General features: G+C 70.4%; 14 protein-coding genes. 7 read left to right on the top strand and 7 right to left on the bottom strand.

All coding sequences use genetic code 11. From position 1 onward, the window contains the following. Positions 1-7 precede the first annotated feature (7 nt). The 3 genes from ACJ8AN_RS38790 to ACJ8AN_RS38780 all read right to left on the bottom strand — a co-directional run bounded on the left by ACJ8AN_RS38790 (position 8) and on the right by ACJ8AN_RS38780 (position 3,148). On the bottom strand, positions 8-1,018 hold the full coding sequence (locus ACJ8AN_RS38790) for a glutaredoxin domain-containing protein (protein WP_407760661.1): 1,011 nt from the start codon (positions 1,016-1,018) through the stop codon (positions 8-10). A gap of 85 nt (positions 1,019-1,103) precedes the next feature. Further along, on the bottom strand, positions 1,104-2,801 hold the full coding sequence (locus tag ACJ8AN_RS38785) for a thrombospondin type 3 repeat-containing protein (RefSeq protein WP_407760660.1): 1,698 nt from the start codon (positions 2,799-2,801) through the stop codon (positions 1,104-1,106). Positions 2,802-2,818: 17 nt separating this feature from the next. After that, on the bottom strand, positions 2,819-3,148 hold the full coding sequence (locus ACJ8AN_RS38780) for a DUF4398 domain-containing protein (protein WP_407760659.1): 330 nt from the start codon (positions 3,146-3,148) through the stop codon (positions 2,819-2,821). Between the two features lie 160 nt (positions 3,149-3,308). On the opposite strand from ACJ8AN_RS38780, the gene ACJ8AN_RS38775 reads away from it, so the two are divergent. Next, positions 3,309-4,295 (top strand): HEAT repeat domain-containing protein, encoded by a 987-nt coding sequence (locus ACJ8AN_RS38775; protein WP_407760658.1) that lies wholly within the window; start codon positions 3,309-3,311, stop codon positions 4,293-4,295. After that, positions 4,292-5,215 carry an N-acetylmuramoyl-L-alanine amidase-like domain-containing protein gene (locus tag ACJ8AN_RS38770; protein ID WP_407760657.1) on the top strand — a complete coding sequence of 308 codons (924 nt, stop codon included), beginning with the start codon at positions 4,292-4,294 and terminating at the stop codon, positions 5,213-5,215. The genes ACJ8AN_RS38775 and ACJ8AN_RS38770 overlap by 4 nt, the downstream gene beginning before the upstream one ends. Before the next feature lie 202 nt (positions 5,216-5,417). On the opposite strand, the gene ACJ8AN_RS38765 is transcribed toward ACJ8AN_RS38770, so the two are convergent. Then, positions 5,418-5,681 (bottom strand): hypothetical protein, encoded by a 264-nt coding sequence (locus tag ACJ8AN_RS38765; RefSeq protein ID WP_407760656.1) that lies wholly within the window; start codon positions 5,679-5,681, stop codon positions 5,418-5,420. A gap of 184 nt (positions 5,682-5,865) precedes the next feature. On the opposite strand from ACJ8AN_RS38765, the gene ACJ8AN_RS38760 reads away from it, so the two are divergent. Together ACJ8AN_RS38760 and ACJ8AN_RS38755 are read left to right on the top strand one after the other, a co-directional pair. After that, positions 5,866-7,656: a hypothetical protein gene (locus ACJ8AN_RS38760; protein ID WP_407760655.1), complete on the top strand. Its 1,791-nt coding sequence runs from the start codon at positions 5,866-5,868 to the stop codon at positions 7,654-7,656. Between the two features lie 304 nt (positions 7,657-7,960). Beyond that, positions 7,961-8,326, top strand: coding sequence for a hypothetical protein (locus tag ACJ8AN_RS38755; protein ID WP_407760654.1), 366 nt, complete (start codon positions 7,961-7,963; stop codon positions 8,324-8,326). A 144-nt stretch (positions 8,327-8,470) separates the two neighbouring features. Here ACJ8AN_RS38755 and ACJ8AN_RS38750 read toward each other — a convergent pair whose 3' ends face one another. Both ACJ8AN_RS38750 and ACJ8AN_RS38745 read right to left on the bottom strand, forming a co-directional pair. After that, positions 8,471-8,914, bottom strand: coding sequence for a putative signal transducing protein (locus ACJ8AN_RS38750; RefSeq protein ID WP_407760653.1), 444 nt, complete (start codon positions 8,912-8,914; stop codon positions 8,471-8,473). A 59-nt stretch (positions 8,915-8,973) separates the two neighbouring features. Continuing rightward, positions 8,974-9,330: a response regulator gene (locus ACJ8AN_RS38745; RefSeq protein ID WP_407760652.1), complete on the bottom strand. Its 357-nt coding sequence runs from the start codon at positions 9,328-9,330 to the stop codon at positions 8,974-8,976. 150 nt (positions 9,331-9,480) lie between these two features. On the opposite strand from ACJ8AN_RS38745, the gene hpf reads away from it, so the two are divergent. The 3 genes from hpf to ACJ8AN_RS38730 all read left to right on the top strand — a co-directional run bounded on the left by hpf (position 9,481) and on the right by ACJ8AN_RS38730 (position 12,902). Continuing rightward, positions 9,481-9,825 carry a ribosome hibernation-promoting factor, HPF/YfiA family gene (gene hpf / locus ACJ8AN_RS38740; RefSeq protein ID WP_407760651.1) on the top strand — a complete coding sequence of 115 codons (345 nt, stop codon included), beginning with the start codon at positions 9,481-9,483 and terminating at the stop codon, positions 9,823-9,825. 126 nt (positions 9,826-9,951) lie between these two features. Beyond that, positions 9,952-11,904 carry an MXAN_5187 family protein gene (locus tag ACJ8AN_RS38735; protein WP_407760650.1) on the top strand — a complete coding sequence of 651 codons (1,953 nt, stop codon included), beginning with the start codon at positions 9,952-9,954 and terminating at the stop codon, positions 11,902-11,904. Between the two features lie 110 nt (positions 11,905-12,014). Next, on the top strand, positions 12,015-12,902 hold the full coding sequence (locus ACJ8AN_RS38730) for an NAD(P)-dependent oxidoreductase (RefSeq protein ID WP_407760649.1): 888 nt from the start codon (positions 12,015-12,017) through the stop codon (positions 12,900-12,902). Between the two features lie 18 nt (positions 12,903-12,920). Here ACJ8AN_RS38730 and ACJ8AN_RS38725 read toward each other — a convergent pair. After that, on the bottom strand, positions 12,921-13,355 hold a 435-nt coding region (locus ACJ8AN_RS38725), incomplete at its 5' end, for an SPFH domain-containing protein (protein ID WP_407760648.1).

The following is a 13,355-nucleotide window of genomic DNA, read 5'->3' as shown; positions in this document are numbered from 1 at the left end:
CCGGACTTCAGGGCTCGGACTGCTCGTCCGAGGACTCCTCGCTCCAGCAATCGACGCGGTAGCCGGCCTCGGCGAGCGCGCCCTCGAGCTGCTCCCGCCGCAGCCCGTAGGCCACGTGTTGCCCGACGACCGTCACCGGGATCGCGGTGCCATCCAGTGCCGACCACTCGGCCTGCGCGCGAGTGGATTTCTCGATGTCGCGCTCCTCGAAGGGGACGCGGTGGCGCTGGAGGCACAGCCGGAGGCGCTCGCACACCGGGCACCAGTCGGTGCTGTAGACGATGACGCCGCCGGGCGGGTTGGCGGGGCGTGGGTCGTAGTACCAGACCGGTCCGCGCTCCACGATGAGCAGCATCACCGAGAGCCCCAGCAGGCCGAGCAGCAGCGGCAGCCGCGCACGCACCCTCCAGGGCCGGGCGGGGGCCTCCGGTGCGGAGCCCACGTCCACGCTCTTGTGTCCCGCGAGGGCCTCCAGGCGTTCGACGACGGCGGCCGCGCCCGGTGCGTCGGGGAAGGCCCGCGTGGGCACCACGAAGACGCGCCGTGGATCCTTCAGCCGGACGATGAGCACCCGGGGCGAGCGGAGGATGTCCCGCACCTCGCTCCAGGCCGCCTTGAACTCGTCCCGGGTGTTCCTCCGGACGAGCCCCTGCTCACCGATGGAGAGGGTGAGGGGTCCGAGCATCGTCTTCCGCAGGGCCTGCCAGGTCATCCTCCGAATCAGGAAGGCGTCCAGCCAGGGGGAGCGCACCATCGGGGTGCGTGAGCGCACGAGCCAGGCGGTGAGCAGGGCGACCCCGAGCACGCCCAGGTACACCCCGAGCCTCGGCGCGGTCTCCGCGAGCAGCGGCCTGTTCCGCGCCGCGAGGTCCCACACCGGCCAGCACACGAGGCCCACGGCGAGCCCGAGGAGCGCGAACTGGCGCGGGCTCTTGCGCGCCTCCTGCTGGCGCACCGCGAGCAGCTGCGTCTGGACCTCGCGGACGTCGTCCCGCGTGAGCTCGTAGGAAATCTCCATGTCCGTGCTCCCCAAAAAGGCAGAGGGTGCTCGCGGCACGGTGGCGCGCGGCACCCTCTCCTGACCCTCCCGGTGGGGGAGGGGACTACTGGTCGACGATGTTGAACTCGGTGCGGCGGTTGTTCGCGCGGCCCTTCGCCGTCGCGTTGTTGTCGATGGGCTTCTCCTCACCGAAGCCCACCGCCTCCATGCGGCCCGGGTCGATGCCGAGCTTGAGCAGCTGCGCCATCACCGAGTCCGCGCGCGCCTGCGACAGCTTCAGGTTCGCCAGATCCTTGCCCAGCGAGTCCGTGTGGCCCTCGATGCGGATCCTCTTGATGATCGGCATGTCGCGCAGCACCTGCGCCACGTCGGCGAGGATGGCGAAGCTCTCCTTGCCGATGATCTTCGCCGAGCCGGACGCGAACTTGATCTGCTTCTTGATCTCGATCTTGTCCTTCTTGACGACGACCATCTTGTACTTCTTGGCGCACCCGCGCTCGTCCTTCACGCCGGGCTCGTCGGGGCACACGTCCACGCGGTCGGGAATCCCGTCGTTGTCCTTGTCCGGATCCGGGCAGCCGCGCATCTCCTTGGGGCCGGCCTGCTCGGGGCACACGTCCTGCCGGTCCACGAGCCCATCGCCATCCGAATCCTTGTCCGGGCAGCCGCGCGTGTCCTTGGGACCCGCCTGGTCCGGGCACAGGTCGAGCCGGTCCGGCAGCCCGTCGTTGTCCTTGTCCGGATCCGGGCAGCCGCGCATCTCCTTGGGGCCGGGCTGATCCGGGCACACGTCCTGCCGGTCCACCACGCCGTCGCCGTCCTTGTCATCGTCCGGGCAGCCGCCGTTCTCCAGCGGGCCGGCCTTCAGCGGGCAGCGATCCATCGTGTCCGGGATGCCGTCGGTGTCGTTGTCGAGGTCCGGGCAGCCGTCCTCGTCCTGGAAGCCGTCCTTGTCCTCGGGCTCGGCGGGGCACTTGTCCACCGAGTCCTCGATGTTGTCCCCGTCCTTGTCGGTGCGCGGGCAGCCGACGTTCTGGATGGGGCCGGCGGCGTCGGGGCACTTGTCCGCGGTGTCCACGAGCCCGTCCTGATCATTGTCCGGGTCCGGGCAGCCGTCCGAGTCCTCGAAGCCGTCCTTGTCCTCGGGCTGGTCGCGGCACTTGTCCAGGTTGTCGGGGATGCTGTCGCCGTCGCTGTCGCGCGGGGCCTCCTCGGGGCAGCCCTGGTTGGAGAGCGGACCGGGGGTGAGCGGGCACTTGTCGTTGCCGTCGAGCACCCCGTCCTTGTCGTTGTCGGGCTCGGGGCAGCCGTCCTGGTCCTCGAAGCCGTCGCGATCCTCGGCGCGGTCCGGGCAGGGGTCATCCTTGTCGGGGATGCCGTCGCCGTCGGAGTCCTTCTCCTCGATCTGCACCACCACCTGCTGCGGGGGCGGCTTGGTGGGAGTGATCTCCACCTGCTGCTGGCCGCCGTCCTGGGTGGGCGGACGGGTGTCCGGCCTCTCCTTGACGAGGACCTTCTGGGGCGCGCAGCTCTTGGAGAGCTCGAGCGCCTTCTTGATGGAGGTCTCCGCGGTGCGGATGTGCTCGGAGGCGCGGTAGCTGGTGCCCTGGCTGAGCTCGCCGCGGGCGAAGTCGAGGTTGGCCTCGGCGGTGGCGAGCTCCACGGGGGCGCAGCGCATGGCACCGCTGCGCCTGGCGCGGTCGATGTCGGCCTGGATGACCTCGGAGTCCGCGCGGACCTTGTTACCGCTCACGCAGGCCGCGCAGAGCAGCAACAACGAGGAGGCGAAGAGTCGTCGCATCGGTAGGGGCTCTCGCGTCAGGGGTTGGGGCTTTGGGAGGAGTCGTCGCCGCCGCCAGCATTGGCGTTGGCCACGGCGATGGCCTTCTCACGCGCCTCGGTGGCGTAGCGGGAGGCCTTCTCGGCGAAGTCCACGCCGGACTGGTAGTCGGAGTAGCTGACCTCCTCCCGGGCCTTGTGGATGTAGAGGTTGGCGGCCGTCCACTCGTAGGGGGCCAGCTTGTCGGCACCCGCGGTGCGGGCCGCTTGAATCTGCACTTCGGCGTCCAGCAGGTGCGAGGTGGACTTCAGCGGGCCACATCCGGCGAGGGCTCCCGCCGCAGCCACCAGTACCAGGAGTCGCTTCATGGGAGGAGCCTCGGGATAAGGGCTGGAAGACACTGGGACCGGTCGTATCAATCACCTCGGGGAGGGTCAAGAATCGGTCAGTCGGACATACCCGAGGGAGGGAGCGGGCCCGGGAAGGGATTTTGACAGCCTCGCTGGGGGCTTGTCATCGTGGCCGGCCGTGCGCACCCTGCCCGCCTGCCTGCTGCTCGTCTGCGTCCTCACCCCGCCGGCCCTCCTGGCCGCCCCGCCCTCGGTCCAGAAGCGGATGGAGCGCCGGGGGGAGACGCGTGCGTTGGTGGAGACCGTCTTGAGCGGAAACCTGGCCGTGCCCACCGCCATCTCCCGCCTGAGAATCCTCCGGGAAGAGGACTACGCGGCGGGGCTGCTGGTGGACGCCGTCCCCGGCGTGCTCGAGCCCCGGCGGCTGCGGGACGTGACGGCGGTGCTGGCCGGGCTGGAGTCGCGCGCGGCCGAGCCCACCCTGGTGCAGCTGGCCGGGCACGAGGACGGGGCGGTGCGCATGTACGCCGTGCAGGGCCTGGGCAAGCTGCACAGCCGGCGCACCGAGGTGATGCTGCCGCTCCTGGAGGACAAGTCGCTCGGGGTGCGCCGCGAGGTGGCGCGGGCCCTGGGCGCCAGCCACGAGCCCAAGGTGGGCAAGGCGCTGCTGGCCGCCGCGCGCCTGGAGACGGACCCCCAGACGCGCGTGGAGCTGCTGCAGGCCGTGGGCGCCTCGGGTGACAAGAAGCAGGCGGCGGCCCTCGAGGGCTTCCTCGAGGACAGCTCGGAGAGCACCCGCTTCGCCGCCGCGCGCGGGCTGTGCCTGCTGGGCGCTCCCAAGGGCTTCGCCTTCGCGCGCAAGCTGCTCGCCTCCGAGGACAGGCTGGTGCGCCGCCAGGGCCTGGCCCTCTACGAGGGGCTGAGCGCGAAGCAGGCCGCCCCCGCGCTCCGCCCGCTGCTGGAGGACAAGGACCGCTCGCTCGCGGCCGGCGCGGCGCGCGTGCTGTACCAGGGCGGCGACAAGACGATGCTGTCCTGGCTGGTGCTCGCCTCGTGGAACGCCCGGGGCGAGGAGAAGCTCACCTACGAGAAGGAACTGGAGACGCTGCGGCTCGCCGATGACGAGCGCAAGGCCATCCTGAGGAAGGCGGGAATGGTGAAATGAAGGCCCTCGCGCTGATCTCCTCTCTGCTCGCGAATACGCCGGCCGTGGGTGCTGTCCCGGCGGCGGTGACGCCCGCCAGGCCCACGCGCAACAAGGCCACGGAGCCGGTGGTGGTGTGGGCCTCGCTCAGCCCGCAGGAGCGCGCCGCCTTCATCACCGGCGAGGCGGGCCTGCCGCTCCGGGACAGGCTGCTGCGCGTGAGCGAGCGCTTCCTGGGCACGCCCTACGTGCACTCGCCGCTGGGGGAGGGCAGCGGGGTGGATCCGGATCCAACCTTCCGGCTGGACGCGGTGGACTGCCTCACCTTCGTGGAGCAGGCGCTGGCCATGAGCCTGGCGCGCTCGGACGCCGAGGTGCCGGGGATTCTCGAGCGGCTGCGCTACGCGAGCACGCCCAGCTACGAGGACCGCAACCACCTGATGGAGGCCCAGTGGCTGCCCAACAACCAGCGCAAGGGCTTCCTGGTGGACGTGACGCGGCGCTACGGCGGGGAGGACACGGTGCGCGTGCAGAAGACGCTCACCCCGCTCACCTGGACCTCGCGCTCGTCGCTGGCGCTGGGGCTGCCCAAGGCGCGCCAGCCGAAGGGTACCTACAGCCTGGACATGATTCCGCTGGAGCGGGTGCTGGAGCGCGCGCGCACCGTGCCCTCGGGCACCATCTTCGTGGTGCTGCGCGAGGACCTGCCGCTGAAGGCCACGCGGGTGACGCACCTGGGCTTCGTGGTGCAGAAGGGCAAGCGCACCTGGCTGCGGCACGCGCGGCGCGGCGCCGACGGCAACGGCCGCGTGGTGGACGAGGACCTGGAGACGTTCCTCGCGCGCAACGCGAAGTACGACAAGTGGCGCGTCTCCGGCGTGAGCCTCTACGAGCCGCACGCCCCCGACTCGGGCGGCGGCGAGCTCGTGCGCTCCCCGTGACGGCCTCATCTCCGGACGTCCGGAACCAGGTGCCTTGGTTCGCCCTTCACTCGTAGTCGACTACGAGTGATGTGTGTTCGTGTCGCATCCATCGCTCGTAGTCGACTACGAGTGAGCGCTCAGCGGAAGCCGTCGACGATGTAGATGCCCGCGATGGAGAACTCGAGCTCGGCGGTGCCCGGCGCGGGCCCCTGCTTCTTCTTCAATTGGCCATGACCCAGACGGGCCACCGCGCAGATGGGATGGGGTCGGCATCCGGAGGACGCGCCTCGTAGTAGCGGATGACCACGTTGGGCCCGCCGGTCCAGATCTGTCCGTACAGCCGGGTCCCGGCATCCAGGAAACCCAGCTCGTCTCGTGACTCCAGGGAGGGGAACTGCTGTCCGTGGGCACTCGTGCTCGTGGAGGCCAACAGCAAGGCAACCAGGGCCGCTGCCCTCATCTGGCCGATGGCGGAGGTCATCATCGGCCGGTGAACCTACCCGGTCATGAGTCCCGAGCGCGAGCACGCGCATGGCATTTCCGTGGGCCAACCAATCGGGTTCACCTCATGTCCGCCTATTCATTGGATTGACCGCCGCACTCGTACCTCCGTTCAATCCCAGGGCTACGGTTTTCCGGACCCCGCGGGCCCGGAGGAAAGGAGCGGTATGTCCACCCGTCTCGTTGACCGGCGCCTCGCGGGCGCACGACCGCACTCCGGGTGGATGGGTTGGGCGCTCATCCTTCTCTTCTTCCAGGTGGGCTGTGCCACGAGCATGCCCATGGGGGGCGGCCTGGGCAGTTACGGTTACCGGCCGCTCATTCCCCGCGGAGCCACCGGCTCACCGCCCACGCGCGGAGTGCCTCCTACTTCCTTGCGCGCAAGTGGTGCGGAAGAGGTCGTCTCCGCCCAGGGAGAGCCGGAGCGGACGCTGGGGCCGGAGGAGGGAGAAGTCCCCCGGGAGGAGGAAAAGCGGGAGCGGGCGAGGCAGGTGGAGAGGGAGCGTGCGGCGGCGCTGGTGGAGGCGGCGCAGCGCGAGGGGCGGGACGCGGAGGCGGCGCGGGAGACGGAGGCGGAGCGGGCGCTGGCGCGGGTGGTGGGCCAGTGCAGTGGGGTGGAGGAGGTGGGGACGGCGCTGTTCTTCGCCTTCTGGGTGGAAGGGGGCGCGCTCACGCCGGTGGGTTACCAGCAGGAGGGCGGGAGCGGACGTGTGGGGCGGCCGGTGGACGCCGAGGAGCTGGCGCGAGTGCTGCGCCGCGTCTTCACCGGGTACATGGGGCACCGCACAGGAGAGGTGGTGCTGAAACTGCGGCGCGAGGAGGCGCGCTGGGCGGTGGACTACGACGCCACGCGCCAGGGGAGTCGACCCGCCGAGGCGCGGACCTTCCCGGTGCGCACGCAAGGCACCCCGGCGGACACCTTCCTCGCCTTCCACGAGGCGGCCAGCAAGTGGACGAGCGCCGTGCAGGTGCCGGCGGGGGGCGCGGCGCGGGTGGAACTCGAGGTGCAACTGGAGAACGGGCGGCTGGCCGGGTGGAGGCTGCGCGAGGTGCAGCGCACGCGCGAGGGGCCCGGAGGCGGCCCGCAGGCGCTGTCATCCGAGGTGGCGAGTCACCTCGTGCAGGCGCTGCTGCCCTTCACCGAGGGCCTGGGCACGCGCACGGTGCACGTGGTGCTGCGGGCCGAACACCGGCTGGGAGAGGCGCGGGCGCGGGGCCGGGTGGAGTCGGTGGTGGTGGAGCGAGCCGCGCAGCCGCCAGGGCCGAGTTGGTACCTGTCCATGCACGAGGCCACCCTGCTGCGCTGGCGCGAGGGGGTGGTGGAGGGCTCGGCCTGGCTGGCGCAGCGGGGCGTGGAAGAGCTGGCCCTCATGGTGGTGGGAAGCATCATCGCCCACGGGCTGGGCTTCTTCGCGACCGAGGGTCTGGAGTGGGTGACGCGGGCGCTGGGGCGCGAGCCCGAGATAGCGGCCCGGTGGCTGAGCACCGCACTCAATCGCCTGAGCGCAGAGGAGCGAGCAACCTTCAAGCAGCTCTGGCAAAAGGTGGCGCTTGAGGGCGAGCAGGCCCTGAGCCGGAGTGAGCGGAAGACGCTGCGGGGCCTCTTCGTCCGCCTTGAAGAGGCCATCCAGGAACCGCTGAATGGAACTCTGAAGGACACGCTTCGACAGGAGGCTCGCAAGTATTATGCGGAGCTGTATCCGCAGCTCGCCAAGCGCTTGGCTCAATTGAAAGGGGAGCTTCCCATCCATCGGATCAACTTCTTGTGGGGGAGGTTCCGAATGGCACGGCCCAACCCAACGGCGGATGAGGTGCGACGCGCAGCCGAAATCATCGATAGGCAATTCGAGCCCTGGTACCACCATGTTGATCATCCATCGGGGCTCTTGAAAACCGCGGACGAAGCCAGGGAGGCCGCACTGAGCGAGTTGCGGGGCCGCTTCCCTGGTCTCGAGTAGCTGAGGAGATGCGATGGAGAACATGGCACTGCCAGGGTTGGAGCGGCTGATGGACGTGTGTCAGCGGTTGAATCTGGGGCTTGAGACGTCCTCCCCCGCCCGTGAGCCGTTGAAGGCGGGGAGCCTGTTGGAGGGTGTTCCCTTCGACCCGGTCTTGGCGAGTGTCTATGCGCGCTTGGGAGACGCATCTTTTGCTTCTAAGGTGGGAGGGGTGGGGCTCACCCAATCCGACGATCAGGAGCCTCGGTTCGAGAAGAGCGTTCGATGGTGGCGGGAGGAGTGGTGGGAAGAACTGGGGGAGCCCGTGGTTCCTTTCGCCAGCTACGTCTACACCTACGCCACCGTGCCGGGTCTCGCGGATGGGTGGGGACGGCAGCCCGTAGTGCAGGTGAACACGTATGAATATGAGCCCCTCGTGATGCCCGTGGCCTCGAACGTGGACCGGTTCTTCGACAGCTATTCGCGCTTCCTGGAAGCCCTGGTCGCGGACCCGTACTACCAGGAGACGGGCGAGACGAGCCTCGTCTTTCCCTGGCACGCGACCGACATCCTCGCCCGGGACGAACGCTTGGTGGAACTGATGCGCGCGGGGCGCTTCGACATGTTGATGAGGAACGGAGATGACGAGGAGCGCCGCTGGGCCGCCCGGGTGATGGGCACCCAGGGGTGAGCAAGGTGCTCGCAAGCCGCCTACAGGCGAGTCCACTGGTAGACGTCTACCAGTGAGGTGCGACATGTGCGCACATGTCACTCGTCGTCGACTACGAGTGAGCCACTTCCGGACGTCCGGAAGTGGCTGGGCCCCGTGGGGCGCTCAGAGGGTATTGGACGGGGGCGCGGTGGCCTCCGTCTCGCGCTCCTCCTCCTCGGCGGCGCGGGCGGCGTCGTCCGAGGTGGCGTCCAGCTCGGCCTTCTCCCGGGCCAGCAGCTGGGTGGCGCGCTCGAGGAACTCCTCGCCGACCATGATCTCCCACCAGGGCTCCAGGCTGCCGGTGGTGAGCACGTCCACGCTCCCGGTGCGCCTCGGCCGCACGAAGACGGGGATGTGCTCGGCCTGGAGCAACCGGGCGTAGTCCTCGGCGGTGAAGGGATCCTCCGCCGTGGTGGCCCGGACGAACTTGCGGGTGTCTCCCTCGCCCGGCAGCGGGATGTGGCGCTGGCTCATGGTCTCCGCGTCCACCAGAGCGCTGCCGGGACAGTCGGCGCACTCCTTCACGCCGTCCTGGTATTCGGAACCGCACTGCAAGCAGTACTTCATCGTGCCTCCCTCCAGGAACATCACCCTGGCAACCGGGCACGAAGTTAGCACGCCCCGCCTCAGTGCCTGGCTGCTTCTCCCAGGCTCCCCACGGCGGCTGACAACCGCTCGACATCAATGGGCTTGCGCAGCACCACGTCGCAGTAGCCGGCCTCCACGTTGGTGTAGCCGGACACGAGGATGACCCCCGCCTTGGGCTCGCGGTGTTTCACTTCCTCGGCCAGCTTGGTGCCACACATGCCGGGTAGCGACTCGTCCGTGACCACCACGTCCGGATGGTCGTTCTCGAACGCCCTCAAGCCCGAGACCCCGTCCGACGCGGTGATGACGTCGAAGTCCATCTCGAGCAGCTCCGCGAGGAGCTCCCGGCTGTCGCCGTCGTCCTCGACCAGCAACACCTTGATTCGCTCTCCCATGCGACTGAGCAACCCTGGAGTTGCGCCAAAACGTCCGCGGCCTCCGGGCCCCCGTCTCCCGCCAGGCGGGCGGCCGAGGGAGCTCGTCCGTTTGCCGCTCACCGAATGCCCCCGGGCTGTCCATTTTGAAGGTCCAAGGGAGGTGACGCCATGAAGGTGTTGATGCGAGGAGTCCACCTGGATTTGACGGACTCGCTGCGGGATTACGCCAACCAGCATCTGGTGGACCCCATCGCCAGGTACATCGACGACGAGGCGACCGAGGTGGAGATCGCGATGGTGGACATCAACGGTCCCAAGGGGGGCGTTGATCAGGAGTGCCGGGTGACGGTGCGGATGCCGGGCTTCTCGGGCATTCACATCACGGAGACGGCGGAGACCATGTTCCAGGCCATCGACGCGCTGCGAGACCGGCTGGAGAAGACCGTCAAGCGCACGGTGGAGAAGCGTCGGGAAGCGAGCAGCCAGGGCCTTCCGGACGACGTGCGCTTCTAGCGCGCGGGCGGAGCTCGGACCCCTGGTTGGTGTCCGGGCTCCCGGGCGGACCATGTCCGATTCTTGCTGGCCCGGAGGGGTGGACGCTATAAGCGGACCCCTCACCCCCCGGGCTAAAGGTCGGCGATGGTCCGCTTCAAGTTCTTCCTCTTCGCATTTCTGGTCCTCGGACTCGGAGTGGCTCATCTTCCCCTGGTCTCCGGACCGCTGAGCGCCCGGGCCACGGAGGGAGCCTCCGCGCCCACCACGGCGGCCATCTCCGAGGTGGCGCGCTCGCTTTCGGCGCGGCGTCTGGCCGTGCAGGGCGTGGCGCTGAAGCTGGCGGCGAGCCCGGACGTGGCCGCCGCGGTGCAGCCCGTGGTGGTGCCGCTGCCCAAGGGCAAGGGCATCCGCATCGAGGAGCCGCCCACCGCGGACCGTTTCACCAGCCTGCGCGCGGCCGCCAGGGAGCTGGTGCCCGAGCCGCTCGCGGGCGCGCTGGTGCTGGGGCTCGTCACCAACGAGGGCTCCCTCTACGCGCGCGCCGCGGAGGAGCCGGCCTCGGACAACAAGCTCGACCTGCAGGCGCTGACGAAGGCCGGTGGCGAGGGCATGGTGGTGGACGCGTTCGACGCGCCCCACGTCTTCTACTCGGTGCCGGTGCTGTGGAACGCCGAGGGCAGCCGCTCGCAGGTGGCGGCGACCCTGGTGGTGGGCGCCCCGCTGGTGGAGGAGAAGGTGGTGGAGTCCGCGGCCCTGGCCTCGGGCGCCGCCGCCGTCGCGCTGGTGAAGGGCGACAAGGTGCTGGGCACCGCCGGCGCGCAGAAGGAGCTCGCCGAGGACGGCATCAAGACGCTGCGCGCGGGCCAGGTGGGCCACGTGGTGCAGCGTGGCAGCGTGCGCGGCTGGCTCCAACAGGTTCCGCAGGTGAAGCTGCCGCTGTTCACCCACCTCGAGGACAGCAAGGGCGGCGATGCTCCGCTCGCGGTGGGCTCGCGCCGGGCGCTCGAGGAGGGCGGCCTCGAGGTGGTGGCCGTGGCCAGCGTGCGTCCCTTCATGACCGCGCTCGCGGACTACCAGCAGATGGCCCTCTTCGGGCTCATGTGCCTGGCGGGCTTCTCCCTGGTGTGGACGCTGGTGATGGGCTCGGGCCGTGGCGCCCCGGCCGCGGCGAAGGAGAAGAAGGACAAGAAGAAGAAGGGCAAGAAGGGCGAGGAGGAGTCCGAGGCTCCGGCCCCCGCTCCCCAGGCCGCGGCGCCGCTGCCCGTGGCGCCCGTGCAGGAGCCGCCCATGCCGAGCCCGGACGACTTCCAGTTCCCGGCCTCTCCCGCGCCCGTGCAGGCCGCGCAGGCCCCCGAGCTCCCGTTCCCGTCCCCGGGCAACGACGCGGATCCGTTCGCGGCGGCTCCGGTTCCGGCTCCTCCGAGCGGGGATGCCTTCCCGTTCCCCTCGCCCGCGGCCGCGGACCCGTACGGCTCGCCCACCGTGCCGGGCAAGGATCCGTTCGCGGCGCCGGGCTCGGATGCCTTCCCGTTCCCTCCGGCGGACCCGGGCGCGGACGTGGCCGCTGCCTCTCCCCGGCGCGGTGCGTTCGCCTTCGAGGACCAGCCGACCGCGGCCTACTCGCTGCAGCAGGCGGCGGATCCCTTCGCCGCGGCCGCCGCGCAGGCGGGTAACGCGGCCCCGGAGTACGACTCTCCCCCCGAGACGACCCGCGTGGCCGCGATTCCCCGGGAGCTACTCGCGCGCTCGGCCCGTCCCACGACGGCTGAGGTGAGCCTGCCGCCCCAGCACCGGGGCGGTCACCCCGGCCTGGCCGCGCCCTCCGGTGGCCTGAGCATGCCGCCGCCGCCCCCCACGGGCAGCGGGGCCATCGCCCTGTCCGAGGAGCAGCACTTCCAGGACGTCTTCCGCGAGTTCGTCGTCACGCGCGACCAGTGCGGCGAGCCCAACGACGGCCTGACGTACGACAAGTTCGTGGCCAAGCTGCGCAAGAACAAGGAGCAGCTCGTCCAGAAGTACGCGTGCAAGACGGTGCGCTTCCAGGTGTACGTGAAGGAGGGCAAGGCCGCCCTCAAGGCCACGCCCGTCAAGGACTGACGCACCGGCACACGGACACTGTCGTCCAGAGGGCTCCAGGTCTCCGTGACCTGGGGCCCTCGTGCTTTTTCCTGCTAGCTCTGACGCCCTGGCTCTCTGAGGAGGCGCACATGAAGGTGGGTTTCGTCGGTCTGGGGAACATGGGCCACGCCATGGCGAGCAACCTGCGCGCGGCGGGGCACGAGCTCGCGGTCTACAACCGCACGCGCGAGAAGGCCGAGCCGCTGCGCCAGCAGGGCGCCCGGGTGGCGGACTCGCCGGCGGACGCGGCGCGCGGGGCGGAGGCCGTCTTCACCATGCTCGCGGATGATCCGGCGGTGGAGGGCGTCGTCTTCGGCGAGTCGGGCCTGCTGGCCGGGCTGGGGAAGGGCGCGCTGCACATCTCGTCGAGCACCCTCTCGGTGGCGCTCTCGGAGCGGCTGGCGGGGGCGCACGAGAAGGCGGGGCAGCGCTACGTGTCGGCGCCGGTGTTCGGCAGGCCGGAGGCGGCCGAGGCGAAGCAGCTCTGGGTGCTGGCCGCGGGCCCAAAGGCGGACGTGGAGCGGTGCCGGCCCCTGCTGGAGGCGGTGGGGCGGGGCCTGTCGGTGCTCGGGGAGCGGGCCTCGCAGGCCAACGTGGTGAAGCTGTCGGGCAACTTCCTCATCGCCTCGATGATGGAGTCGCTCGGCGAGGCCTTCGCGCTCACGCGCAAGTCGGGCATCGAGCCCCAGGTGTTCCTCGAGGTGTTCCAGTCCGTGTTCGCGCGCTCGCCCATCTTCGGCAACTACGCGGCGCTGATCGCCCAGGAGAAGTACGAGCCCGCGGGCTTCAAGCTGAAGCTGGGGCTCAAGGACGTGCGGCTGGCGCTGGAGGCCGCGGGGGCGAAGGAAGTGCCCATGCCGCTGGCCAGCCTCCTGCGCGACCACTTCCTCGAGAGCGTGGCGCGGGGCATGGGGGACAAGGACTGGTCCTCGCTCGGGGCGCTGGCGGCGCAGCGCGCGGGCCTCGATACGAAGTGAGGCCCGGAGCGCGCCCGCTCAGGTGGACTCGGGCTCGCCGCCCTCGGCGGGAGGCACCGGCGTGCCCTCCCGGGCCGGACGCTTGCGCCCGAGCGGCATGAGCTCCGGGCCCACGCCCAGCACGAAGGTGTTGCCGGGCGTGGTGCTCGCGCTCCCGAGCGTCTGCAGCATGCGCAGCTCGAGCAGCGCGGGGCTCTGCTCCACCATGCGGGCCGCGTTGGCCAGGTTGCGCAGGGCGGCCGACTCGCCGCGCGCCTTCTCCAGCATGGCCTGGGCCTCCTTCTTCGCCTTGAGCGACTCGGCGAAGGCGCGGCGCAGGTCCGCCGGCAACATCACGTCCTTCACCTCCACGGACTCCACCGAGAGCCCGAAGGCGCGCACCTCGCCCGCCACGCGCTCGCGCATGCGCTGGCCCAGGTCGAGCCGCCCCGCCACCAGCTCCTCCAGCGGATG

Origin of the sequence: Archangium sp. (assembly GCF_045802675.1) — a bacterium.
Taxonomy (GTDB): domain Bacteria; phylum Myxococcota; class Myxococcia; order Myxococcales; family Myxococcaceae; genus Archangium.
This window is presented reverse-complemented; position numbering and strand designations above follow the sequence as displayed.

Coding starts and splice junctions, on each gene's coding strand:
- ACJ8AN_RS38785 (WP_407760660.1), bottom strand. CDS start 2,801: ATGCGACGACTCTTCGCCTCCTCGTTGTTGCTGCTCTGCGCGGCCTGC.
- ACJ8AN_RS38735 (WP_407760650.1), top strand. CDS start 9,952: ATGGTCCGCTTCAAGTTCTTCCTCTTCGCATTTCTGGTCCTCGGACTC.
- ACJ8AN_RS38765 (WP_407760656.1), bottom strand. CDS start 5,681: ATGATGACCTCCGCCATCGGCCAGATGAGGGCAGCGGCCCTGGTTGCC.
- ACJ8AN_RS38790 (WP_407760661.1), bottom strand. CDS start 1,018: ATGGAGATTTCCTACGAGCTCACGCGGGACGACGTCCGCGAGGTCCAG.
- ACJ8AN_RS38730 (WP_407760649.1), top strand. CDS start 12,015: ATGAAGGTGGGTTTCGTCGGTCTGGGGAACATGGGCCACGCCATGGCG.
- ACJ8AN_RS38760 (WP_407760655.1), top strand. CDS start 5,866: ATGTCCACCCGTCTCGTTGACCGGCGCCTCGCGGGCGCACGACCGCAC.
- ACJ8AN_RS38750 (WP_407760653.1), bottom strand. CDS start 8,914: ATGAAGTACTGCTTGCAGTGCGGTTCCGAATACCAGGACGGCGTGAAG.
- ACJ8AN_RS38780 (WP_407760659.1), bottom strand. CDS start 3,148: ATGAAGCGACTCCTGGTACTGGTGGCTGCGGCGGGAGCCCTCGCCGGA.
- ACJ8AN_RS38770 (WP_407760657.1), top strand. CDS start 4,292: ATGAAGGCCCTCGCGCTGATCTCCTCTCTGCTCGCGAATACGCCGGCC.
- ACJ8AN_RS38745 (WP_407760652.1), bottom strand. CDS start 9,330: ATGGGAGAGCGAATCAAGGTGTTGCTGGTCGAGGACGACGGCGACAGC.
- hpf (WP_407760651.1), top strand. CDS start 9,481: ATGAAGGTGTTGATGCGAGGAGTCCACCTGGATTTGACGGACTCGCTG.